Annotated in this window: 19 protein-coding genes; 13 read left to right on the plus strand and 6 right to left on the minus strand. The window is 62.1% G+C overall.

Going from position 1 to position 19860, the window contains the following annotated elements; all coding sequences use genetic code 11:
- The first annotated feature begins 9 nt into the window (after window positions 1-9).
- The gene (gene recO, locus ABEA23_RS11890) at window positions 10-813 is read left to right on the plus strand and encodes a DNA repair protein RecO (RefSeq protein WP_345478223.1); all 804 of its coding nucleotides are present in this window, start codon (window positions 10-12) and stop codon (window positions 811-813) included.
- A 42-nt stretch (window positions 814-855) separates the two neighbouring features.
- Entirely contained in the window at window positions 856-1659 is an 804-nt protein-coding gene (locus tag ABEA23_RS11895) for an isoprenyl transferase (protein WP_345478224.1), read from the plus strand.
- On the opposite strand, the gene ABEA23_RS11900 is transcribed toward ABEA23_RS11895, so the two are convergent.
- On the minus strand, window positions 1641-2708 hold the full coding sequence (locus ABEA23_RS11900; protein ID WP_345478225.1) for an alpha/beta hydrolase: 1068 nt from the start codon (window positions 2706-2708) through the stop codon (window positions 1641-1643). The two genes, ABEA23_RS11895 and ABEA23_RS11900, sit on opposite strands and share 19 nt — an antisense overlap.
- A gap of 55 nt (window positions 2709-2763) precedes the next feature.
- Here ABEA23_RS11900 and ABEA23_RS11905 point away from each other — a divergent pair, with 55 nt between their 5' ends.
- On the plus strand, window positions 2764-3861 hold the full coding sequence (locus ABEA23_RS11905) for a quinone-dependent dihydroorotate dehydrogenase (RefSeq protein ID WP_345478226.1): 1098 nt from the start codon (window positions 2764-2766) through the stop codon (window positions 3859-3861).
- On the opposite strand, the gene ABEA23_RS11910 is transcribed toward ABEA23_RS11905, so the two are convergent.
- The gene (locus tag ABEA23_RS11910; RefSeq protein ID WP_345478227.1) at window positions 3858-4475 is read right to left on the minus strand and encodes a DUF3043 domain-containing protein; all 618 of its coding nucleotides are present in this window, start codon (window positions 4473-4475) and stop codon (window positions 3858-3860) included. The genes ABEA23_RS11905 and ABEA23_RS11910 overlap by 4 nt on opposite strands.
- A gap of 95 nt (window positions 4476-4570) precedes the next feature.
- Here ABEA23_RS11910 and ABEA23_RS11915 point away from each other — a divergent pair, with 95 nt between their 5' ends.
- The 5 genes from ABEA23_RS11915 to def all read left to right on the plus strand — a co-directional run bounded on the left by ABEA23_RS11915 (window position 4571) and on the right by def (window position 8994).
- The gene (locus ABEA23_RS11915) at window positions 4571-4966 is read left to right on the plus strand and encodes a HesB/IscA family protein (RefSeq protein WP_044492753.1); all 396 of its coding nucleotides are present in this window, start codon (window positions 4571-4573) and stop codon (window positions 4964-4966) included.
- Window positions 4967-5301: 335 nt separating this feature from the next.
- The gene (gene ctaC / locus ABEA23_RS11920; RefSeq protein WP_345478228.1) at window positions 5302-6192 is read left to right on the plus strand and encodes an aa3-type cytochrome oxidase subunit II; all 891 of its coding nucleotides are present in this window, start codon (window positions 5302-5304) and stop codon (window positions 6190-6192) included.
- Window positions 6193-6194: 2 nt separating this feature from the next.
- Complete coding sequence (gene ctaD / locus ABEA23_RS11925; RefSeq protein WP_345478229.1) at window positions 6195-7919, plus strand: aa3-type cytochrome oxidase subunit I; 1725 nt, start codon at window positions 6195-6197, stop codon at window positions 7917-7919.
- Window positions 7919-8320: a cytochrome c oxidase subunit 4 gene (locus tag ABEA23_RS11930; RefSeq protein ID WP_345478230.1), complete on the plus strand. Its 402-nt coding sequence runs from the start codon at window positions 7919-7921 to the stop codon at window positions 8318-8320. The genes ctaD and ABEA23_RS11930 overlap by 1 nt, the downstream gene beginning before the upstream one ends.
- A gap of 80 nt (window positions 8321-8400) precedes the next feature.
- Complete coding sequence (gene def / locus ABEA23_RS11935) at window positions 8401-8994, plus strand: peptide deformylase (protein ID WP_345478231.1); 594 nt, start codon at window positions 8401-8403, stop codon at window positions 8992-8994.
- Window positions 8995-9016: 22 nt separating this feature from the next.
- Here the strand turns inward: def and trpD are convergent, their stop codons facing one another.
- Window positions 9017-10069 carry an anthranilate phosphoribosyltransferase gene (gene trpD, locus ABEA23_RS11940; protein ID WP_345478232.1) on the minus strand — a complete coding sequence of 351 codons (1053 nt, stop codon included), beginning with the start codon at window positions 10067-10069 and terminating at the stop codon, window positions 9017-9019.
- Window positions 10070-10284: 215 nt separating this feature from the next.
- Between trpD and ctaE the strand changes: the two genes are divergently transcribed.
- The 4 genes from ctaE to qcrB are packed head-to-tail and all read left to right on the plus strand — an operon-like array spanning window position 10285 to window position 14629.
- Entirely contained in the window at window positions 10285-10932 is a 648-nt protein-coding gene (ctaE, locus tag ABEA23_RS11945; RefSeq protein ID WP_345478233.1) for an aa3-type cytochrome oxidase subunit III, read from the plus strand.
- 60 nt (window positions 10933-10992) lie between these two features.
- Complete coding sequence (gene qcrC / locus ABEA23_RS11950) at window positions 10993-11790, plus strand: cytochrome bc1 complex diheme cytochrome c subunit (RefSeq protein WP_345478234.1); 798 nt, start codon at window positions 10993-10995, stop codon at window positions 11788-11790.
- A 59-nt stretch (window positions 11791-11849) separates the two neighbouring features.
- The gene (gene qcrA, locus ABEA23_RS11955) at window positions 11850-12908 is read left to right on the plus strand and encodes a cytochrome bc1 complex Rieske iron-sulfur subunit (RefSeq protein WP_345478235.1); all 1059 of its coding nucleotides are present in this window, start codon (window positions 11850-11852) and stop codon (window positions 12906-12908) included.
- The gene (gene qcrB / locus ABEA23_RS11960; RefSeq protein WP_345478236.1) at window positions 12905-14629 is read left to right on the plus strand and encodes a cytochrome bc1 complex cytochrome b subunit; all 1725 of its coding nucleotides are present in this window, start codon (window positions 12905-12907) and stop codon (window positions 14627-14629) included. The genes qcrA and qcrB overlap by 4 nt, the downstream gene beginning before the upstream one ends.
- A 125-nt stretch (window positions 14630-14754) precedes the next feature.
- On the opposite strand, the gene ABEA23_RS11965 is transcribed toward qcrB, so the two are convergent.
- Window positions 14755-16161 (minus strand): replication-associated recombination protein A, encoded by a 1407-nt coding sequence (locus ABEA23_RS11965; protein ID WP_345478237.1) that lies wholly within the window; start codon window positions 16159-16161, stop codon window positions 14755-14757.
- Between the two features lie 281 nt (window positions 16162-16442).
- Between ABEA23_RS11965 and ABEA23_RS11970 the strand changes: the two genes are divergently transcribed.
- On the plus strand, window positions 16443-16946 hold the full coding sequence (locus tag ABEA23_RS11970) for an FBP domain-containing protein (protein WP_345478238.1): 504 nt from the start codon (window positions 16443-16445) through the stop codon (window positions 16944-16946).
- Here the strand turns inward: ABEA23_RS11970 and ABEA23_RS11975 are convergent.
- Window positions 16943-18010, minus strand: a complete 1068-nt coding sequence (locus tag ABEA23_RS11975; RefSeq protein ID WP_345478239.1) for a VanZ family protein — start codon at window positions 18008-18010, stop codon at window positions 16943-16945. The two genes, ABEA23_RS11970 and ABEA23_RS11975, sit on opposite strands and share 4 nt — an antisense overlap.
- A 49-nt stretch (window positions 18011-18059) precedes the next feature.
- The gene (aspS, locus tag ABEA23_RS11980; protein ID WP_345478240.1) at window positions 18060-19829 is read right to left on the minus strand and encodes an aspartate--tRNA ligase; all 1770 of its coding nucleotides are present in this window, start codon (window positions 19827-19829) and stop codon (window positions 18060-18062) included.
- Window positions 19830-19860: the final 31 nt, after the last annotated feature.

The raw sequence follows: 19860 nt of genomic DNA on the forward strand, positions 1-19860 counted from the left end.
TTAGGCCTCATGGCCGGTTCCACCTTCGCCTCGCGCAGCTACCGTGATCTTGCGATAGTTCTGCGCACCCAAAAGTTGGGCGAGGCTGACCGGATTATTACCGTGCTGACCGCGTTCAACGGACTAATCCGCGGGGTTGCCAAGGGCGTGCGCCGGACAACGTCAAAGTTCGGCGCCACCCTTGAACCGTTCATGATGGCCGATGTCCAGTTCGTCCACGGACGCAGCCTAGAGATCATCACCCAGGCTCAAGGCCGGGCCGCCTACGGGACCGTGATCGCAGCAGACTACGAGAAGTACATGGCGGCCAGCGCGATGGCCGAGGCTGCTGAACGGATCGCTGAACACGACGTCGTTCTGCCTAGCGGATCCACTGCGGGGGACCCGCGCCGGGGCGGCCACCGCAACGCAGGAAGCAGCGGACCGCAGTTCGACCTGCTCCACGGGGCTCTTGCGGCACTGGCCCGTGATGCCCATGCCCCGGACCTGATCCTGAGCTCATACCTGTTGCGCTCCCTGAGCGCGGCCGGATGGGCGGTGACCTGGTCGGCCTGTGTCTCCTGCGGTGCACCCGGCGGGCACCTCGGATTCCATTCCGGAGCCGGGGGACCCGTATGCGCCGACTGTCGACCACCAGGCAGCCGCACCATCCCGGCAGGAACTGCAGAGTTCCTCCATGCCCTGCAGCACGGGGCATGGGAACACACCACCGGAGTCTCAGCAGATATCAGACATGAGGCCGTAGCAGTGGCATCTGACTACGCGCAGCACCACTTGGAGCGCCGGCTGACCTCACTGAACACGCTGCGCTGATCCAGTGCTCCGCAATGCTCACCGCCTGAGAGAATGAAGACGATGACGCACCACAGCTTTGGCCCCGACAACTACGCCGATCCCTGGCCGCACCCAGAGGGAGCGCAGCCGCCGGCACTGCCCGCAGAACTGATTCCAGGACATGTGGCGGTAGTGATGGACGGAAACGGACGGTGGGCCAACCAGCGTGGGCTTCCGCGGACCGAAGGCCACCGGGCAGGCGAGCATTCGCTGATGGAGGTCGTCGCCGGGGCCATCGAAGCCGGCGTCAAGCATGTCAGCGTCTATGGATTCTCCACTGAGAACTGGAAGCGTTCACCGGAAGAGGTGCGCTTCATTATGAGCTACTCGCGCAATGTGCTGCGTCGCCAGCGCGATGTGCTCCATTCCTGGGGAGTGCGCATCCGCTGGAACGGACGCCGCCCTAAACTCTGGCGATCAGTGATCAAAGAGCTGGAAGCAGCAGAAGAGCTGACCAAGGAGAACACCCGCTGCACGCTGACCATGTGCGTCAATTACGGCGGACGCGCCGAGATCACCGACGCGGTCCGCCGGATCGCTGAGCGGGCGGCCCGCGGCGAGATCAACCCCAAACATATCCGTGAAGCTACAGTCGCTGCGTATCTGGATGAACCGGACCTGCCCGACGTCGACCTCTTCCTGCGCAGCTCCGGGGAGCAGCGGATCAGCAATTTCCTGCTCTGGCAGTCTGCCTATGCAGAGCTGGTCTTCCTGGATGTGCTCTGGCCAGATGTTGATCGGACCACACTGTGGGAGGCGATTGAGATCTATGCCAAACGTGACCGTCGCTACGGTGGAGCCGTCGATCAGGTCACCGGAGCGTAAGCCTTCAGCCAGCGGGTGACTTCGGCAAAGGCGCTTAGTCGTACGCTTTCCTCCGAGGCGAAGACATCATGCATGGCTCGCGGCACCCGGACTACTGTGACGCAGCGGCCCAGCTTCACTGCCCGCCGGGCCAGCAGCTCCACATCGAGCACCCCGTCGTTCTCCTGGTACTCCGGAGTCCAGTGCCTGCGGTAGACGGTGCCTGAGGAGATCAGCACCAGTACCGGGAGCTCTAAGTCCAAGCCCTTGTGCACCTGGCGATGACCAGCGAAGACTGCCTTCAGCCAACCCACTGTCATAGGGAAGGGCTGGCGCGGACGCCATAGCGGGTGGAGCTGCCATTCGCCATAGGCCTGACTCGAGAGCGACTCCCAATAGGTATCCACCCTGGGGAGCTTCAAGGTGGCGGTGGGGTTAAGGGCATTGACCGGGGAAACCAGACCCTCGGCCGCCGTCCGAGCTGCCACATCACCGGGAACCTCCAGCCACGGGCTGTTAAGCACCAGCGCCCCCACCGATTCAGGATGGCGCTGCGTATAGAGCGCGGCAATAAGTCCGCCGGTGGAATGAGCGTGAAGAATAGGCGATGGTGCATCGGGATTCTCTGCCCGGATGACCTCCAGGGCTGCGTTGATCTCGGCGTCGTATTCTGCCAGGTCCTCAATATGCCCGGGGCTCTGCCAAGCGCGGAGACTTCGGCCGTATTTGCGCAGGTCTAGGGCGTAGAAGCGGTGTCCGGCTCCCACCCATTTCTGGGCAATGGGCAGGTTGTAGAAGTAGTCTGACCAGCCGTGGATCTGCAGCACTGGCGCAGCGCCTTGGCTGGCCGGCTGCTGGTCAAGGCGCACCAATGTGGCACTCAGCGGGCCCTCGTCATCAGCTTCCAGGGGCAAGGACTGGCGCGAGCATCCGGGCAGATAATCAGCCACCCACGTCCTGGCCGGTGAGTCTTCCAGGAACTCTTCTGTGAGCTGCCCGTTGGAGTGGTCCGGGCTGATCGTCGACTCCGCTGCTTCAGTGCTGGGGGAGAGCGGTGCAGATTCTGGCATAGGCAGCAGTCTATGAACTGCTCCTGAGCGAAATCTGCAAGCTAGGATGAAGACCATGCCAACCCCTGCTCCGGTCTATCAGTTCGTCTTTCGGCACGTGTTCTCTCGAATGGACCCGGAGCGGGCCCACCATCTTGTGGTGACCGGACTTCGTGCAGCACACCAAAGCGGTGCCGGTCGTGTCCTTGAGCTGCTCAGCAAGCCCGATCCTGTGCTGAAGACGCAGGCGCTGGGCATGGAGTGGCCCTCACCCTTCGGGCTCGCTGCAGGCTTCGACAAAGGTGCCACCGCAGTGCTGCCGCTGGCGCAGCTGGGATTCGGGCATATTGAAATCGGCACCGTCACCGGTCAGGCTCAGCCAGGCAATGAACAGCCTCGGCTCTTTCGCCTGGTACAGGACGCAGCGCTGATCAACCGGATGGGTTTTAACAACGACGGCGCAACGGCTGTTCGCCAGCGCCTTCAGCAGATCCGCGCACGCCGTCGTGCACTCACGCGCGCCGGGCGTCACGTGCCGGTAGTGGGAGTCAATATCGGCAAGACGAAGATCGTGCCGCTGGAGGGTGCGGTTGAGGACTATCTGGTCTCGACCAAGGCACTGGCACCGGTAGCTGACTATCTCGTGGTCAACGTCTCGTCACCGAACACCCCGGGGCTTCGTCAGCTGCAGGATATTCAGGCGCTGCGTCCGCTGCTGCGCGCCGTCGGGGAGGAAGCTGACGCCGCGGCGGGCCGACACGTCCCGCTTCTGGTGAAGATCGCCCCGGACTTGGCCGACGAGGATATCGATACGGTGGCCGAGCTTGTCCTGGAGCTGAAACTGGATGGCATCATCGCCACCAACACCACGATCTCCCGGGACGGTCTGCGCACCGACGCCGCAGATGTTGAGTCCAAGGGGGCGGGAGGCTTAAGCGGCCCGGTGCTGGCAGAACGTTCCAAGCAAGTCCTGGTCCGGCTGCGAAAGAAGCTGCCGGAGAGCATCGCCATCATTTCCGTAGGCGGAGTCAGCACAGCAGAAGACGTCGCTGAGCGGCTCAGGCTGGGTGCAGATCTAGTTCAGGGCTATACCGCGCTGATCTATGAAGGCCCCTTCTGGGTACGCAGGATCAACCGCGGACTGGCAGCCCTGCGCCGGCAGGGCCGGGTCTAGCTGGGGTACTGACCGCGCGATACCAGCGGCTTGGGCAGACGAAGCCGGCGCATCTGCAGCGAACGCATGGCAGTGTAGAAGCGCAGCCCGCGTTCGCGGTTCTCGCGCCCGAACTTGGCATCAATCCGCTTGGCTACCTGACGGCCCACCCACCAGCACTCGATGATGACGGCGATCATCAAGGCCCAGAGGGAGAAGGCCACCAAGGCGCGGGCTTCTTCGGTCATCAGGAAGGATGCGAAGAGGAAAATCAGCACAACGATCAGCAGCCACTCGCCGATGCCCCAACGGGCGTCCACGTAGTCGCGCGCGAAGCGCTTCTGGGGACCGCGGTCACGGGCAGGCAGATACTTTTCATCGCCGGTCTCCATGGCCATGCGCATCTTTGCGCGCTGGTCCTGAACGGCTTTGCGCTGGGCAGCGCGGGCTGCTTTGCGATCATTGTGAACCAGCGGTCGCTTCCGCGCTGCTTCCTGCTGTCGGCGGGTGGGTGTTGGCACCCCCTTCTTCTCCGGCAGCTTGCGGGCAGGCTGGCTGGGGGCTTCGGGCTGCGCAGCGCTGCGCGCCTCAGCGTCGAGGATCTGGTTCTGGGTCTTTTTGCTACGTCCAAGCACCACGCCAGTCTACTGGGCATGGGAATGATGCTGTGCCAGCAGGCGTTGGTAGTCTGCACAGGACATCAATTCGCATCGGCGAAAGGTAAGAAGGCATGAGCACTCCCACTCAGGAAGTGAACGAGACCGCCGAGATCCGCGGCAACGCCGTGGAGGATTTCAAGACCCACCAGGTTCAGCTGTCAGAGACGGCTGCTCAGAAGGTCGCCTCCCTGCTTGAGCAGGAGGGCCGTCAGGACCTGCGCTTGCGCGTGGCTGTTCAGCCCGGTGGCTGCAGTGGTCTGATCTACCAGCTCTACTTTGACGAGCGCCTGCTCGAGGGCGACGCGCTCCGCGAGTTCGACGGCGTGCAGGTCGTCGTCGACAAGATGAGCGTGCCCTACCTCGATGGTGCCAGCATCGACTTCGAAGACTCCATCTCCAAGCAGGGCTTCACTATCGATAACCCCAATGCCGGCGGCTCCTGCGCCTGCGGCGACTCCTTCCACTGATAACAATGCCCTGAAGCCGGAGTTCTCTCCACCGAACTGGAGTGACCTGGCCGGCCAGGCCGCCGTCGTCACAAATGTGACATGAAACGACGACGGCGCAGTGGAGACGCGTTCCTGCGAAACCCCGCTCTGCATGCTGTTCTACAGCGTGTAGAAGCGGGGTTTCGCTGTTTTCTACGCCCTTCCGTGCCTCATCACCGGCCTGTGTGGCCCGGATCGCGCTGAGTGTCTGTCCTGCCGGGCTACTACAAGACGTAGTAGTCTTGGGGCAGTACCCAAGTGTTACGTGCGTGAATCGCTCGCACACCAAAATCTGTGAAGAGGAAGGGCCGTCTGTGAGTTCGCAGAAACGAACCGGCAGCTTCAGTCCTGCGGTCAAGGCAACCGCCCTGGCCGGAGTGGCGCTGCTGGTGCTCACCGCCTGCGCCGAGGACCATCCCGCACGTCGCGGCTGGCTGCCAGGCGATCGGGACACCACCAGCAACACCGCTGAGCTGACCGACCTGTGGGTCAATTCCTGGATCGCTGCCTTGGTTGTCGGCGTGCTGACCTGGGGGCTGATGCTCTGGTGCATGATCGCCTACCGCCGTCGCAAGGGCGAGACCGGCTACCCGCGCCAGCTGGCCTACAACATCCCGCTGGAGATCATGTACACCATCGTGCCGCTGGTCATGGTGGGCGTGCTCTTCTTCTGGACCGACCAGGTCCAGCGTTCAGTGGACGAGCCATACGCCGAGCCGGACCTCGTCGTCGAGGTCTACGGCAAGCAGTGGTCCTGGGACTGGAACTACACCTACACCGCCGATGACGGCACTGAATACGAAGTCCATGACACCGGCATTCAGGCCCACCTGACGGGTGAGGAGGGCGTGCGCGAGACGCTGCCCACTATTTATCTGCCGGTGGATCATGACATCACTTTCGAGCTGAAGTCTCGTGATGTCATCCACTCCTTCTGGGTGCCTGCCTTCCTGCAGAAGCGCGACATGGTCCCGGGACGTACCAACTACATGTACCTGAACCCGCAGGAGCTGGGCAGCTTCGACGGCAAATGTGCCGAGCTGTGCGGTGAGTACCACTCTGAGATGCTCTTCAACGTCGAGGTCGTGGAAGCCGACGAGTTCGTCGACTACCTCGAGACTCTCGATGAGGGACACCTCGGTGACGAGTACAACCGCAACCCGAACCTGCATGACCGCGAGACTCTGACCGGAGGGGATCACTGAGCATGACGACCCTTGAATACACCGCCGAGGATTCGCGGGCTGTTTCCCGCGCTGTCCCGGTCTCAAAGGGCAAGGTGGTGGTCAACTGGCTGACTACTACCGACCACAAGGTCATCGGGTACATGTACCTGATCAGCTCCTTCCTGTTCTTCTGCATTGGCGGCGTGATGGCGCTGATCATTCGCGCCGAGCTCTTCGAGCCGGGTATGCAGTTCCTGCAGACCAAGGAGCAGTACAACCAGCTGTTCACCATGCACGGCACGGTGATGCTGCTGATGTTCGCCACCCCGCTGTTCGCAGGCTTCGCCAATGTGATGATGCCGCTGCAGATCGGTGCTCCCGATGTGGCCTTCCCACGTCTGAACGCGCTGGCCTTCTGGCTGTTCCTCTTCGGCTCCCTGGTGGCGCTTGCTGGCTTCCTCACTCCTCAGGGTGCAGCCTCCTTCGGCTGGTTTGCCTACGCGCCGCTATCGGACACCACATATTCACCGGGTGTTGGTGGAGACCTCTGGGTGCTCGGCCTGGCGCTGACCGGTTTCGGCACCATCATGGGTGGCGTCAACTTCATCACCACCATCATCTGTATGCGTGCCCCCGGTATGACCATGTGGCGTATGCCGATCTTCACCTGGAACACTCTGATCACCTCGATCCTGGTGCTCATGGCCTTCCCGCCGCTGGCTGCAGCGCTCTTCGGCTTGGCCCTTGATCGTCGTTTCGGCGGCCATATCTTTGATCCCGAGTCCGGCGGTGCCATTCTGTGGCAGCACCTGTTCTGGTTCTTCGGCCACCCCGAGGTGTACATCATCGCGCTGCCGTTCTTCGGCATCGTCTCCGAGATCCTGCCGGTCTTCAGCCGCAAGCCGATCTTCGGCTACAAGGGCCTGGTCTACGCAACCATCGCCATTGCTGCGCTGTCTGTCACCGTGTGGGCGCACCACATGTACGTCACCGGCGCCGTCATGCTGCCGTTCTTCGCGCTGATGACCATGCTGATCGCCGTTCCCACGGGAGTGAAATTCTTCAACTGGATAGGTACGCTCTGGCGAGGCTCGCTGACGTTCGAGACACCGATGCTCTGGAGCCTCGGCTTCCTGGTGACCTTCCTCTTCGGCGGACTCACCGGCATCATCCTCTCCAGCCCGCCGCTGGACTTCCACCTCTCTGACACCTACTTCGTGGTGGCGCACTTCCACTACGTGGTCTTCGGCACCGTGGTCTTCGCGATGTTCGCTGGCTTCTACTTCTGGTGGCCGAAGTGGACCGGCAAGATGCTCAACGAGCGGCTGGGCAAGATCAGCTTCTGGATGCTGTTCATCGGCTTCCACGGCACCTTCATGATCCAGCACTGGCTGGGCGTGATGGGTATGCCGCGTCGTTACGCGGACTACATGGTCGAGGACGGATTCACCGGAATGAACCAGTTCTCCACCGTCTTCTCCATGCTGCTTGGTGCGTCGCTGATTCCGTTCTTCTGGAATGTCTGGATCACCGCCCGCAAGGGCAAGAAGGTCCTTGTGGACGATCCATGGGGCTTCGGCGGATCGCTCGAGTGGGCCACCAGCTGCCCGCCGCCACGCCACAACTTCTACTCGCTGCCGCGGATCCGTTCCGAGCGCCCCGCGCTGGATCTGCACCACCCTGAGCTCTCTGAGCGTCACAGTGAGCACTCACCTGCCGGTAAGATCTTCGGCCCGGCTGATCAGAAGGACAAGGAAGGTATCTGATGAAATCCTCCGTTGTACTCTTCGGCGGCATCGGACTGTTCTGTCTGGTGGTGGCCTTCATCTACGGTTTCGTCACCGGATTTGATGAGCTCGCGGGTTTCCCGCTGCTGCTGCTGACCGCGGGCCTGGGGTTCATGCTCTGGTGGTACCTGCGCTCCACTGACAAGCACCACGGTGTGATGGACGGTGATAACCCTGAGGGCGAGATTGCCGATATGGCCGGCACATACGGGGAGTTCGCTCCCTGGAGCTGGTGGCCGATCGGTCTCGGCGCCTCCGCTGCCTTCCTGTTCTTTGGCCTGGCCATTGACTGGTGGGTGTTCTTCCTCGGCCTGATTCCCGGTCTCTTCTTCGTGACCGGTTGGGTCATGGAGTTCAACCGGAAGCGCTACGCGCACTGATCAGCTGAGACTCCAAGAAAGAAGCCCGCCAGGTCTTGAGGACCGGCGGGCTTCTTTCTTGTCTAGATAGGATTCAACACATGGCCATCAGACCGATCGTGATCCACGGCGAGCCCGTGCTGCATACCCGTGCCCAGGACGTTCAGAGCATCGATGATGAGATCCGCGCACTTCTTGCGGATATGGATGACACACTTGATGCCTCGCACGGGGTGGGTCTTGCTGCGCCGCAGATCGGCGTGGGACTGCGCATCTTCAACTGGAAGTACGACGGGGACACCGGCGGCGTCCCTCATCGGGGCGTGGTGATCAATCCCCGCCTGCGTCTGATCGGCAAGGTCTCCCAGGAAGATCCTGACCCGGATGAAGAAGTCGAAGGCTGCCTGTCCGCGCCGGGCTACGGGTACCCGCTCAAACGTAGCGACCATGTCGAGATCATCGGCCTAGATCGGGAGGGAAACCCGCTGCAGTTTGAGGCGACCGGCTGGTTCGCGCGCATCATGCAGCACGAGTACGACCACCTCGATGGCTACCTCTACATCAACCGGCTAAATCCCAAATGGGCTAAACGCTGGAAGAAAGCGCTGAAGAAGGAAGGTTGGACGGTGCCGGGGAACTCCTGGCTACCTGGAACAGACCCAGATCCTTTCGGGCACGGCGAGGACGCAGACTGAGGTCACATCACTGCGGTGTCGATCAGCTGCGGCTGAAATCAATCCACCGCTGCAGCACAGCGGCAGCAGCACCGGAATCGAGGGACTGTGCTGCCAGAGCCATATTGCGGCGCAGGCGCTGATGAAGATCGCCCTCTGCCGTCTCGTCCCAGGCGGTGAGGCCTGCGGCGGCATTGAGCAGCACCGCATCTCGTACCGGTCCTGTCTCACCGGCTAACACGGAACGAACCACCGTGGCATTGTGCTGCGCCGAACCTCCACGCAGATCTTCGACGGCGCAGCGGGGGATGCCGAAGTCCTCTGGATCGATGACGTGATGAGTCACCCCTGAGCCGCGGACCTCCCAGAGATCAGTGCTGGCAGAGGTGGTGATCTTGTCCCGGCCATCCTGTCCGCGGAAGACCATGCCCCGGGTACCCCGAGCTGCAAGGGCCTCAGCCATCCTGGGCGCGAGATCTTCGCTTGCGCATCCCAGAGCCTGGGCGGACACCCCGGCAGGATTGGACAGCGGTCCTAAGAAGTTGAAGACCGTGCGAACTCCCAGTTGCTTGCGAACCGGCCCTACGTATCGCATCGAGGGATGGAACTGCTGGGCGAAGAGGAAGGTAATGCCCACCTGCTCTGCGGCCTCGGTAACGCGGCCCACGGGTATGCTCAGGTCCACGCCCAAAGCCTCGATCACATCTGCCGCGCCTGCAGTGGTTGAAGCGCCCCGGTTGCCATGTTTGACCACACGAGCACCGGCGCCCACTGCCACCAAAGAACTCATAGTGGAGATGTTCAAAGTCCCCAGTCGATCCCCGCCGGTACCCACAATGTCCAATGTCGGGCCGGTCACAGTGATCGGTTCGGCCTTCGACATCATGGTCTCGCTCAGCCCGAGTAGCTCTTGACCTGTCTCACCTTTGGCTCGCAAGGCCAGCAGGAACCCTGCGATCTGCGCATCGGAGAGGTCCCCGCTCATCAGCTGTTCCATAGCCCAACTGGCTGTGTCCACAGAGAGGTCGAGGCCTGTCAGCAGGTCCTCCAGAAGTTGTGGCCAGCTCAGATGCTCAGGGAAGGATTCAGCGCTCATGGCATAAGCCTATAAGCAGTTGAAGCAGGCTCTGGAGGAGGGGGAGAGTCGAGTTCTTCGACAACGTGTAGAAATATTTGTGCAACTTTCAGCTGGCTCGCCGTCGCCGCATCCTTATAAATACGCGGGAACAGCCCTATGACAGGCTGCGATGGTTGCGCCACACCCCGGCGGTGCGATGGCAAAGCGGTCTCATTTCAGGACATAATGTCTCTGTGACGACTGCAACCCAAGCCCCCAACGTACCGGCACGCACGCTGCCGAACCGGCCGAACATGGTGTCCGTAGGCACCATGGTGTGGCTGACCAGCGAGCTGATGTTCTTCGCCGGACTGTTCGCAATGTTCTTCACTCTGCGCTCCACTCAGCAGGAGATGTGGGCAGAGTACAGCGGCCGACTGGACGTGGTTCTGGCCACGATCATCACCGTGATCCTGGTGGCCAGCTCGGTGACCGCGCAGTTCGGCGTCTTCGCTGCTGAGCGTCACCAGCCTCGGCGCACTGGCGGGCTGCTGCAGTTCAAGAACTGGGGCATGGTCGAGTGGTACATCGTGTCCTTCATCATGGGAGCGATCTTCATCGCGGGTCAGTCCTTCGAGTTTGCTGAGCTCGTCTCCCACGGTGTCGCTATTCAGACCAACGCTTTTGGCTCCGCCTTCTACATCACTACTGGCTTCCACGGCCTGCACGTGATCGGTGGTCTCATTGCGTTCCTCTATGTGATTGCACGCGCCTACTTCAGCGTGAAGTTCACACACCGTGAGGCGCATGCCGCCGTCGTCATCTCGTACTACTGGCACTTCGTGGACGTGGTGTGGATTGCGCTCTTCGGCGTGGTCTACATCCTGCCGCTGCTCGTCTAACTCGACGACGCACCCATCCAAGCTTTAATACCGCACCGAGAAGAAAAGGAACCGGCACACGTGAAGGCACTCTCACAGAAGCGCCGCCACCCGTTCGCGTTCGTGGCACTGCTGCTCCTGGGGCTGCTGGTCACCGGCGGGCTCTACGCCGCAGCGACCACGGTGAACCAGGCGCAGGCCTCCAATGTCCACACCGGCTACAGCACTGAGGATGTTGAAGAGGGTCAGCGTCTGTTCGTTGCCAACTGTGCAACATGTCACGGCATGAACGCTGAAGGTACCGATGCCGGACCGTCCCTGGTGGGCGTGGGCGCAGCGTCGGTGGACTTCCAGGTCGGCACCGGCCGTATGCCCATGCAGATGCAGGGCCCCCAAGCCCAGCAGAAGCCTCGTCAGTTCAACGATGAGCAGACTGGTCAGCTGGCTGCCTACGTTGCCTCTCTGGGCGCGGGCCCCGCAGTTCCCGATGACGAATACCTCGACATCGATCAGGGCGATCCAGCCCGCGGCGGAGAGCTCTTCCGCATCAACTGCGCCATGTGCCACAACGCAGCAGGAGCTGGCGGTGCGCTGACTGAAGGTAAGTACGCCCCCAGCCTGCACGGCGTCGAGGAGCGGCACATCTACGAGGCTATGACCACCGGCCCGCAGAACATGCCGGTCTTCAACGACTCCAACATTCCGCCGGAGGATAAGAGGGACATCATCGCCTTCCTGAAGACCTACGAATCCCAAGGAACTCCTGGCGGTTTCTCTCTGGGCTTCATGGGACCAGTCGCAGAGGGGCTCCTGATCTGGACTCTCGGCCTCGCACTGCTGATCGGCTCCATGGTCTGGCTGACCTCGCGCTCCTCCTGAGCACTAGAAATCACAAGCACCAAATACCGCACTGAATGACAGCAAAGGACGTTAACCATATGGGCGAGCACGGTAACGGCGACCCGAAGTCGGGCGCCGTCATCACAGCCGGCGAGGGGGAGTCAGGCAAATACGCCCTGGAGAACCCTGGTCTGCCCCCGCACCGTCCGCGGCTCGCAGATGTGGATGAGAAGGCGGCCAAGCGCGCTGAGCGCCAGGTCTCAGTCCTGTTCCTCATCTCCATCATCGGCACCGTGGTCTTCTTCATCGGCTACTTCGTCGTGGGAGTCACCGAGGGTGACCTACAGCTGCTCCGCCTGCAGAACACTCTGCTCGGTCTGGGCTCCGCCTTCGCCATGCTGGGTATCGGACTGGGTGTGGTCCACTGGGCCAAGACCCTGATGCCCGATCACGAAGTCGTTGAAGACCGTAAGCCGCTGCGCGCTGAGGCTGACCGTGAAGAAGCGCAGAAGATCCTCACCGAGGTGGTGGATGAGACACAGATCGCTCGTCGTCCGCTGCTGCGCAATACGCTGATCGGCGCCGCACTGCTGGCACCGCTGCCGGCAGTAATCATGTTCCGCGACCTCGACCGCAGCGAGAACTTCGGTGTTGAGCGGATGCGCCACACCATCTGGGAGGAAGGCGTCCGCCTGGTCCGCGACCCCACCGGTACTCCCATCCGCGCTGCTGACCTCACCATCGGTTCAGCCATGCACGTGATCCCTGAGAACCTGCGCGAGATCCAGTCGCACGGCCAGCGTCTTTCGGAGAAGGCTAAATCGGTCGTTCTGCTGATGCGTATGAACCCTGCAGACTTCAAGCAGGTCTCTCCCGGTCGCGAGGACTGGACCTACGAAGGCATCATCGCATGCTCCAAGGTCTGCACCCACGTGGGCTGCCCCGTGGCGCTCTACGAGCGTCACACCCACCACCTGCTGTGCCCCTGCCATCAGTCCACCTTCGACGCTTCGCAGGAGTTCAAGGTCGTCTTCGGCCCCGCCGGACGCCCCCTGCCGCAGCTGCCGATCACCGTGGACGAGGAAGGCTTCCTCGTGGCGCGCAGTGACTTCGTTGAACCTGTCGGCCCGACCTACTGGGAGCGTGGCAACGCATGAGCGCCTCTAAAGAGAAGTACACCGAGGAACAGTACCTCGAGGTCGGCAAGTATCAGCCGAAAACCCCCACCGGCAAGATCGCCAACTACGTCGATCAGCGCGTAGGCGGTACCAGTATCGTCCGCGAGTTCGGCCGCAAGGTCTTCCCGGATCACTGGTCCTTCATGTTCGGTGAGGTGGCCCTGTACAGCTTCATCATCGTGGTTCTTTCCGGAGCGTTCTTGACGTTCTGGTTCGATCCATCGATGGCCTCCACCCGCTACTCAGGCTCCTATGCGCCGCTGCAGGGTCTGGAGATGTCGATGGCCTACGCCACCGCCTTGGAGCTCAGCTTCGATGTGCGCGGTGGTCTGTTCGTCCGCCAGCTGCACCACTGGGGCGCGCTGATGTTCATCCTGGCGATGAGCGTCCACATGCTGCGCGTGTTCTTCACCGGGGCGTTCCGCAAGCCGCGTGAGATCAACTGGGTAGTCGGCTGTGCTCTGCTGATTCTCGGCCTGGGAGCTGGATTCACCGGTTACTCGCTGCCGGATGAGGTGCTCTCCGGCAACGGTCTGAGAATCATCGACGGCATGATGAAGGCCATCCCGGTGGTCGGTACCTACATCTCCTTCTTCCTCTTCGGTGGTGAGTTCCCGGGCAACGAGGTCATTCCTCGCCTGTACTCGCTGCATATCTTCATCATCCCGGCCCTGATCCTGATTCTGATCGCGGTCCACCTGTTCCTGGTCGTCGTCCACAAGCACACCCAGTACCCCGGCCCCGGTCGTACTGAGCGCAATGTGGTCGGTTACCCGGTGGGACCGGTCTACGCAGCAAAGGCCGGCGGCTTCTTCTTCGTGGTGTTCGGCATCCTGTGCCTGATCTCCGGTACCTTCCAGATCAACGCGCTGTGGAACTACGGGCCATACGATCCTTCGCCAGTGACCGCCGGTGCGCAGCCGGACTGGTATATCGGTCCCTTCGAAGGTGTGCTGCGCCTGATGCCGGGCTGGATCGGGGACTTCTCGCTGGAGCGTGTTATCCCGACACCGTGGGGAGGCAACTCCCTAGCACTTCCGGTGCTGATACCCATGGTCCCCGTAGCGCTGCTGTTCCTGGGCCTGTTCGTCTGGCCCTGGATCGAAGCCTGGATCACCGGTGATAAGAAGGAACACCACCTTCTGGATCGTCCGCGCAACGCCCCCACCCGTACCGCCGTCGGTATGGCAGTGATGACCTTCTACATGATCATGTGGGGCATGGGCTCCAACGACCTGATCGCTACACACTTCCAGCTGTCGCTGAACGACATCACCTACTGGTCGCGTGTGCTGATCTTCGTCGGCCCGGTCATTGCCTACATCCTCACCAAGCGCATCTGTCTGGCACTGCAGCGCAAGGACCGCGAGACCGTGCTCCACGGTCATGAGGCCGGTGTGATCGAAGTCAGCGCAGATGGTGAATTCCATGAGCGTCACACGCCGCTGAGCGAGTACGAGGCATGGAGCCTGGTGTCCTACGAGGCTCCGGCACCATCTCCGGCACGTCCGAATGCCAAGGGCAAGATCACTCTGGCAGAGAAGACCCGTGCACGCCTGAACCGGATGTTCTTCGAGGACCGCGTGGAGCCCGTCTCCCGCGAGGAGTACCTCGAAGCACTCGAGCACGGCCACCACGAACCCAAGGGTCTGGCACCGGCTCCCGGAGGCGCAGGCGAGATCGAGTCCGGACGCCACTGAGTTAGTCCCGCTTAGTCCCGCGGGCGGGGAAACCCCGCCGCTATACGAGAACGGCCGCTCACCTAGTCAGGTGAGCGGCCGTTGCCGTCTTGAGGGGGGGGTATAGCCTGTCTTTCGATAGTGGCTCAGCGGCCGCGGATGATCTGCCGCAGCTTCTCCAGACGCTCGGCCACGGCGCGCTCCTGTCCGTTCTGTGAGGGGGAGTAGTAGTTGACGCCTTGGAGGTCATCAGGGGCGTACTGCTGGGTGGCCACATGGTGCGGCTCATCATGAGCGTAGATATAGCCTTTGCCGTGACCCAGTCGGTGGGCACCTGAATAGTGGGCGTCCCGCAGGTGCGACGGTACCGGCGCGCCCTTACCTGCTCGGACATCAGCTATGGCAGCATCTAGTGCCTGATATGAGGCATTGGATTTCGGAGCTGTGGCAATATGCACCGTGGCCTGGGCCAGAATGATGCGCCCCTCGGGCATTCCGATCAGCTGAACGGCCTGTGCCGCCGCGACGGCAGTCTGCAGAGCTGTGGGGTCCGCCATCGCGACTTCTTCGCTGGCGGCAATCACCAAACGTCGGGCGATGAAACGCGGGTCCTCACCGGCCACGATCATCCGGGCCAGATAGTGCAACGCGGCATCCACATCTGAACCGCGCAGGGACTTGATGAATGCTGAGACGATGTCATAGTGCTGATCACCGTCTTTGTCGTAGCGTTGCACGGCGAAGTCGGCGGCTTGCTCGGCATCTGCTGCGGTGATACTGATGACTCGAGTCTCGAGGTCCCCCGCGCCTGCAGCACGTCCTGCTGCCACCGCGGCAGCGGCCTCCAAAGTGGTCAGTACTCGCCGGGCATCTCCACCTGAGACTCGCAGAATGTGGTCCTTGGCTTCGTGGTCGAGCTCGAACTCATCATTGAGTCCGCGTGGATCAGCCATGGCCCGGTCGATTAAGGAGGCAAGATCCTCTTCAGTCAGCGGCTGCAGCGTCAGGAGCAAGGACCTGGAGAGCAAGGGCGCGACTACGGAGAACGACGGGTTCTCTGTGGTGGCCGCAACCAGGATCACCCAGCCGTTTTCCACCCCCGGCAACAACGCGTCCTGCTGAGCTTTATTGAACCGATGGATCTCGTCGAGAAACAGCACTGTGGTGATACCGCGCAGGTCTCGGTCTGTCAGAGCCTGATCCATCACCTGGCGGACATCCTTTACGCCGGCGCGGATGGCGGAGAGCTCCACGAACTTCCGTGTTCCTCCGCGCGCGATGACATGAGCCAGGGTGGTCTTACCGGTCCCGGGAGGGCCATACAGGATCACCGAGGAAGCACCAGCCCGGCTGGAGGTGCCTTCAGCGAGCACCCGTAGGGGCGAACCAGGTTTGATCAGATGCTGCTGCCCAACTACCTCATCAAGACTTCGCGGCCGCATTCGCACTGCTAGCGGGGTATGACGGCGTCCGGATGGCCCTACCGCGTCAGAGGCGTTGCCACTGGGCTGATCATCATCCTCGTGATCAGCAGAGAAGAGGTCAGCAGTCATGCACTCAAGGGTAGTCCAGGGCACTGACATTGTAGATCCATCCCTGACGGCAGCGCTAGAATATCCAGCGGACCGCAGGTATCAATGTCCTGTAGTCATCGACAAGTACTGACGGGCGCTCCGCCCTGAAAGGAGTCTGCGGCCTCCATGGCCTCCACTGTCTCTGGCTGAACCGTCGCGCACCTTAGCGACGGCCCGCAGGCATGACCGGAATGATCCGGCGGCATGCCTGAAGAACTGTGCTATCCACTGCCAGTTTCACCTCACTCAGCCAATCAACAATGGAGACAACCACCATGGAGCCACTTCGCTCTGCAGACCTTTCACGTGCACTCATCAACGCATCCCGAAAAGAAGCAACCAGCCTCAAAGTCCCCTTTGACCTAGAAACTGTCCCATGGGAGCGGCTGGACTACCTGGGCTTCAGCGACCCGAAATCACCTCAGCGCGCGTATCTATTCGTGCCAGTCGACCAGCAGGTCATCGGCGCGATACTGCGTGTCACCCCCGCCAGTCGGAATCAAGCGTTATGCAGCTGGTGCGAGGATGTCACTGAGACCACCGGGGTGCGTATGTTCACAGCGAAGCGCGCAGGGGCAGCCGGGCGGTCAGGCAATACTGTGGGAACATTGCTGCACGCTGATTTCAGCTGTTCGCAGCATGTACGACGCAAACCCACAAGTTTCGAGGGCAAGCACGATCCGGATCGCTTCATGGCCGACCGGATCACCGCGCTGAAGCTGCATGCTGAGCAATTCATGCGCAGAGTCAGCACCCAGGTCTAGACGTGCTCTGAAGAACCTTGCGCCGCGTCATCCTTCAGCGTGGTGGCCGAGAGCAGCCCGGGGAGACCTCTGCGATCTCGGGTAAAGAACACGGCCACCACGCTGAGGACCACGAACAGCAGATCCGCAGGCGAGAGCAGCCCCAGCAGCTGGAATCCTCCTATCCCGGCCACGAACCGCAGCGCGTACTGCAGCGGCACCCCAGCACCGGTCCAGGTTCCGCTGAAATGCAGCCGTACAGCGTGATCTCCCACCGTCCTGCCGGTGGTCACCGTCAGAACACCGACGACGACGAAGGGGACCCATAGCCCGAGCTGCTGCGTCAGATTTTGGTCCAGTTCAGCCGCGTCCCTGCTCAACACATAGAGTTGCCATGCATTGCTGGCCACTGCCACTGCCGTGCCCAGTAGGACCATGGCCAGTCCATCGCAGACCATGCCAGTCAGACGCCGCGCAACGGTGATCCGTGGGCTGACGCTCTGGGGCCGGTCCGGGTAGATCCGGCGACGCAGAGCGGTCAGCAGCCCCGCTAGCGCCGCTCCCAGCAGCGCACCTGCGGTATTGGCCAGCAGATCGTCAACGTCGAAGAGCCGATAGGAGCACGGGTAGATCCCCCAGACCCCGGTCAGCTGGGTTGTTTCGATCAACAGCGTGAGACCGAATCCCACCGCCGTCGTCGTGATGATGCCCCGCCCCCATAGCGCCTTCAGGAAGAACCCCAAGGGAACAAAGAGCAGCACATTCAGCGCCACCTGAATAACCGCCGGATTGTGAAGAACCGCTGAGGGGCCAGCGATGTCATAAGCCTGGATGTCCTGCACGAACTGGAAGGGACGTAGCTGCGCGGTGGTGCAGCGCAGCTGCTCCGGGTCCGGCAGCGGCAGCAGCGTGTAGGTCCACAGCGCCATGGCGTAGACCAGGAACGCCACCCACAGCAGGATCCGAGTTGGACTGAGTCTGCCGTGCCGGCGGTAGTTGATGAAGACGAAGGGGACGAATAGAACCAGCGCCAGGATGGTGCCGGCCAGGAACGCGATGAGCGCGGAGAGCGCCTGATCGAGCATTGTTGTTCCATTCCTCCTCTAGTGGGTGCATTGCTCAGCCCCTCGGTGGTTACGCCTGCTTCTCCTCCGGCTTGGCGTCCACGCCGGCTTCCTTGCGCTGCTGCTCTGTAATAGGCGCCGGCGCGGCGGTCAGCGGGTCATAGCCGCCGCCGGTCTTGGGGAAGGCGATGACTTCGCGGATGGAATCCTCTCCAGCCAGCAGAGCAACCACGCGGTCCCAACCGAAGGCGATGCCGCCATGCGGGGGAGCCCCGAACTTCATGGCATCGAGCAGGAAGCCGAACTTCTCGCGTGCCTCCTCCTCGGCGATGCCCATGACCTTGAAGACCCGCTCCTGCATATCCTGACGATGGATACGGATAGAGCCGCCACCGATCTCGTTGCCATTGCACACCAGGTCGTAGGCGTAGGCAAGGGCTTCACCGGGTTCGCTGTCGAAGGTCTCCGCGAACTCCGGCTTGGGCGCGGTGAACGCGTGATGAACCGCGGTCCAGGCACCGGATCCGACGGCGACGTCGCCAGCTGCCTGGGCGTCGGCGGCGGGTTCGAACATCGGGGCATCTACCACCCATACGAAGGACCAGGAGCCATCCTCGATGAGACCCACCCGGGAGGCGATCTCGTTGCGGGCCGCGCCGAGCAGAGCACGGGAGGGGGTGGTCTCACCGGCGGCGAAGAAGACGCAGTCGCCGGGCTTGGCACCCACGGCCTCGGCCAGACCCTCTCGCTCGGCCTCGGAAAGGTTCTTGGCCACGGGGCCGCCTAGTTCGCCGTCCTCCTGAATGAGGACATAGGCCAGACCTTTGGCGCCACGCTGCTTGGCCCACTCCTGCCAGGCGTCCAGTGTGCGGCGTGGCAGGGAAGCTCCGCCGGGCATGACGACGGCGCCCACATAGGGTGCCTTGAAGACGCGGAAGGGGGTGTCCTTGAAATACTCGGTGAGCTCAGTGAGCTCCAGGCCGAAGCGCAGATCCGGCTTATCCGAGCCGTACTTGGCCATGGCCTCGCGGTAGGTGATGTGCGGGATCGGGGTGGTGATCTCCACGCCGATCTGCTGCCACAGCTTGGAGACGATCTTTTCCGCCAGGGCGATGATGTCTTCCTGCTCGACGAAGCTGGCCTCAATGTCCAACTGGGTGAACTCGGGCTGACGATCCGCGCGGAAGTCCTCATCACGGTAGCAGCGGGCAATCTGGTAGTACTTCTCAATTCCGCCGACCTGCAGCAGCTGCTTGAACAGCTGCGGGGACTGCGGAAGGGCATACCAGGATCCCGGCGCCAGGCGTGCGGGCACCAGGAAATCGCGGGCGCCCTCCGGAGTCGAGCGGGTCAGAGTAGGGGTCTCTACTTCGGTGAAACCCTCGGCGTGCAGCACCTCGCGTGCAATCCGGTTGGCTTCGGAACGCAGCCGCATCGCAGCAGCGGGACCTTCGCGGCGCAGGTCGAGATAGCGGTGCTTCAGTCGGGCTTCCTCGCCCACCTCAACGTGGGTGTCGATCTGGAAGGGCAGCGGGGCGGCAGTATTGAGGACGACGACCTCATCGGCGATGATCTCCACCTCGCCGGAGGGCAGATTCGGGTTCTCGTTGCCCTCTGGGCGGCGCTCCACAGTTCCGGTGATCTTCAGCACGAACTCGTTGCGCAGGGGATCAAAATCCTCTTCCTCACGCACTACCACCTGGGCAACACCGGCGGCATCGCGCAGGTCCAAGAACGCCACGCCTCCGTGATCACGACGGCGTGCTACCCAGCCGCTCACAGTGACGGTCTGGCCAATGAGTTCGGCGTTGATTTCGCCGGTGGTGTGTGTGCGGAGCACGGTGTCCTCTCAGACTTTGGTGATGTTCTTC

The organism is Nesterenkonia rhizosphaerae (assembly GCF_039544555.1).
Lineage (GTDB): Bacteria > Actinomycetota > Actinomycetes > Actinomycetales > Micrococcaceae > Nesterenkonia > Nesterenkonia rhizosphaerae.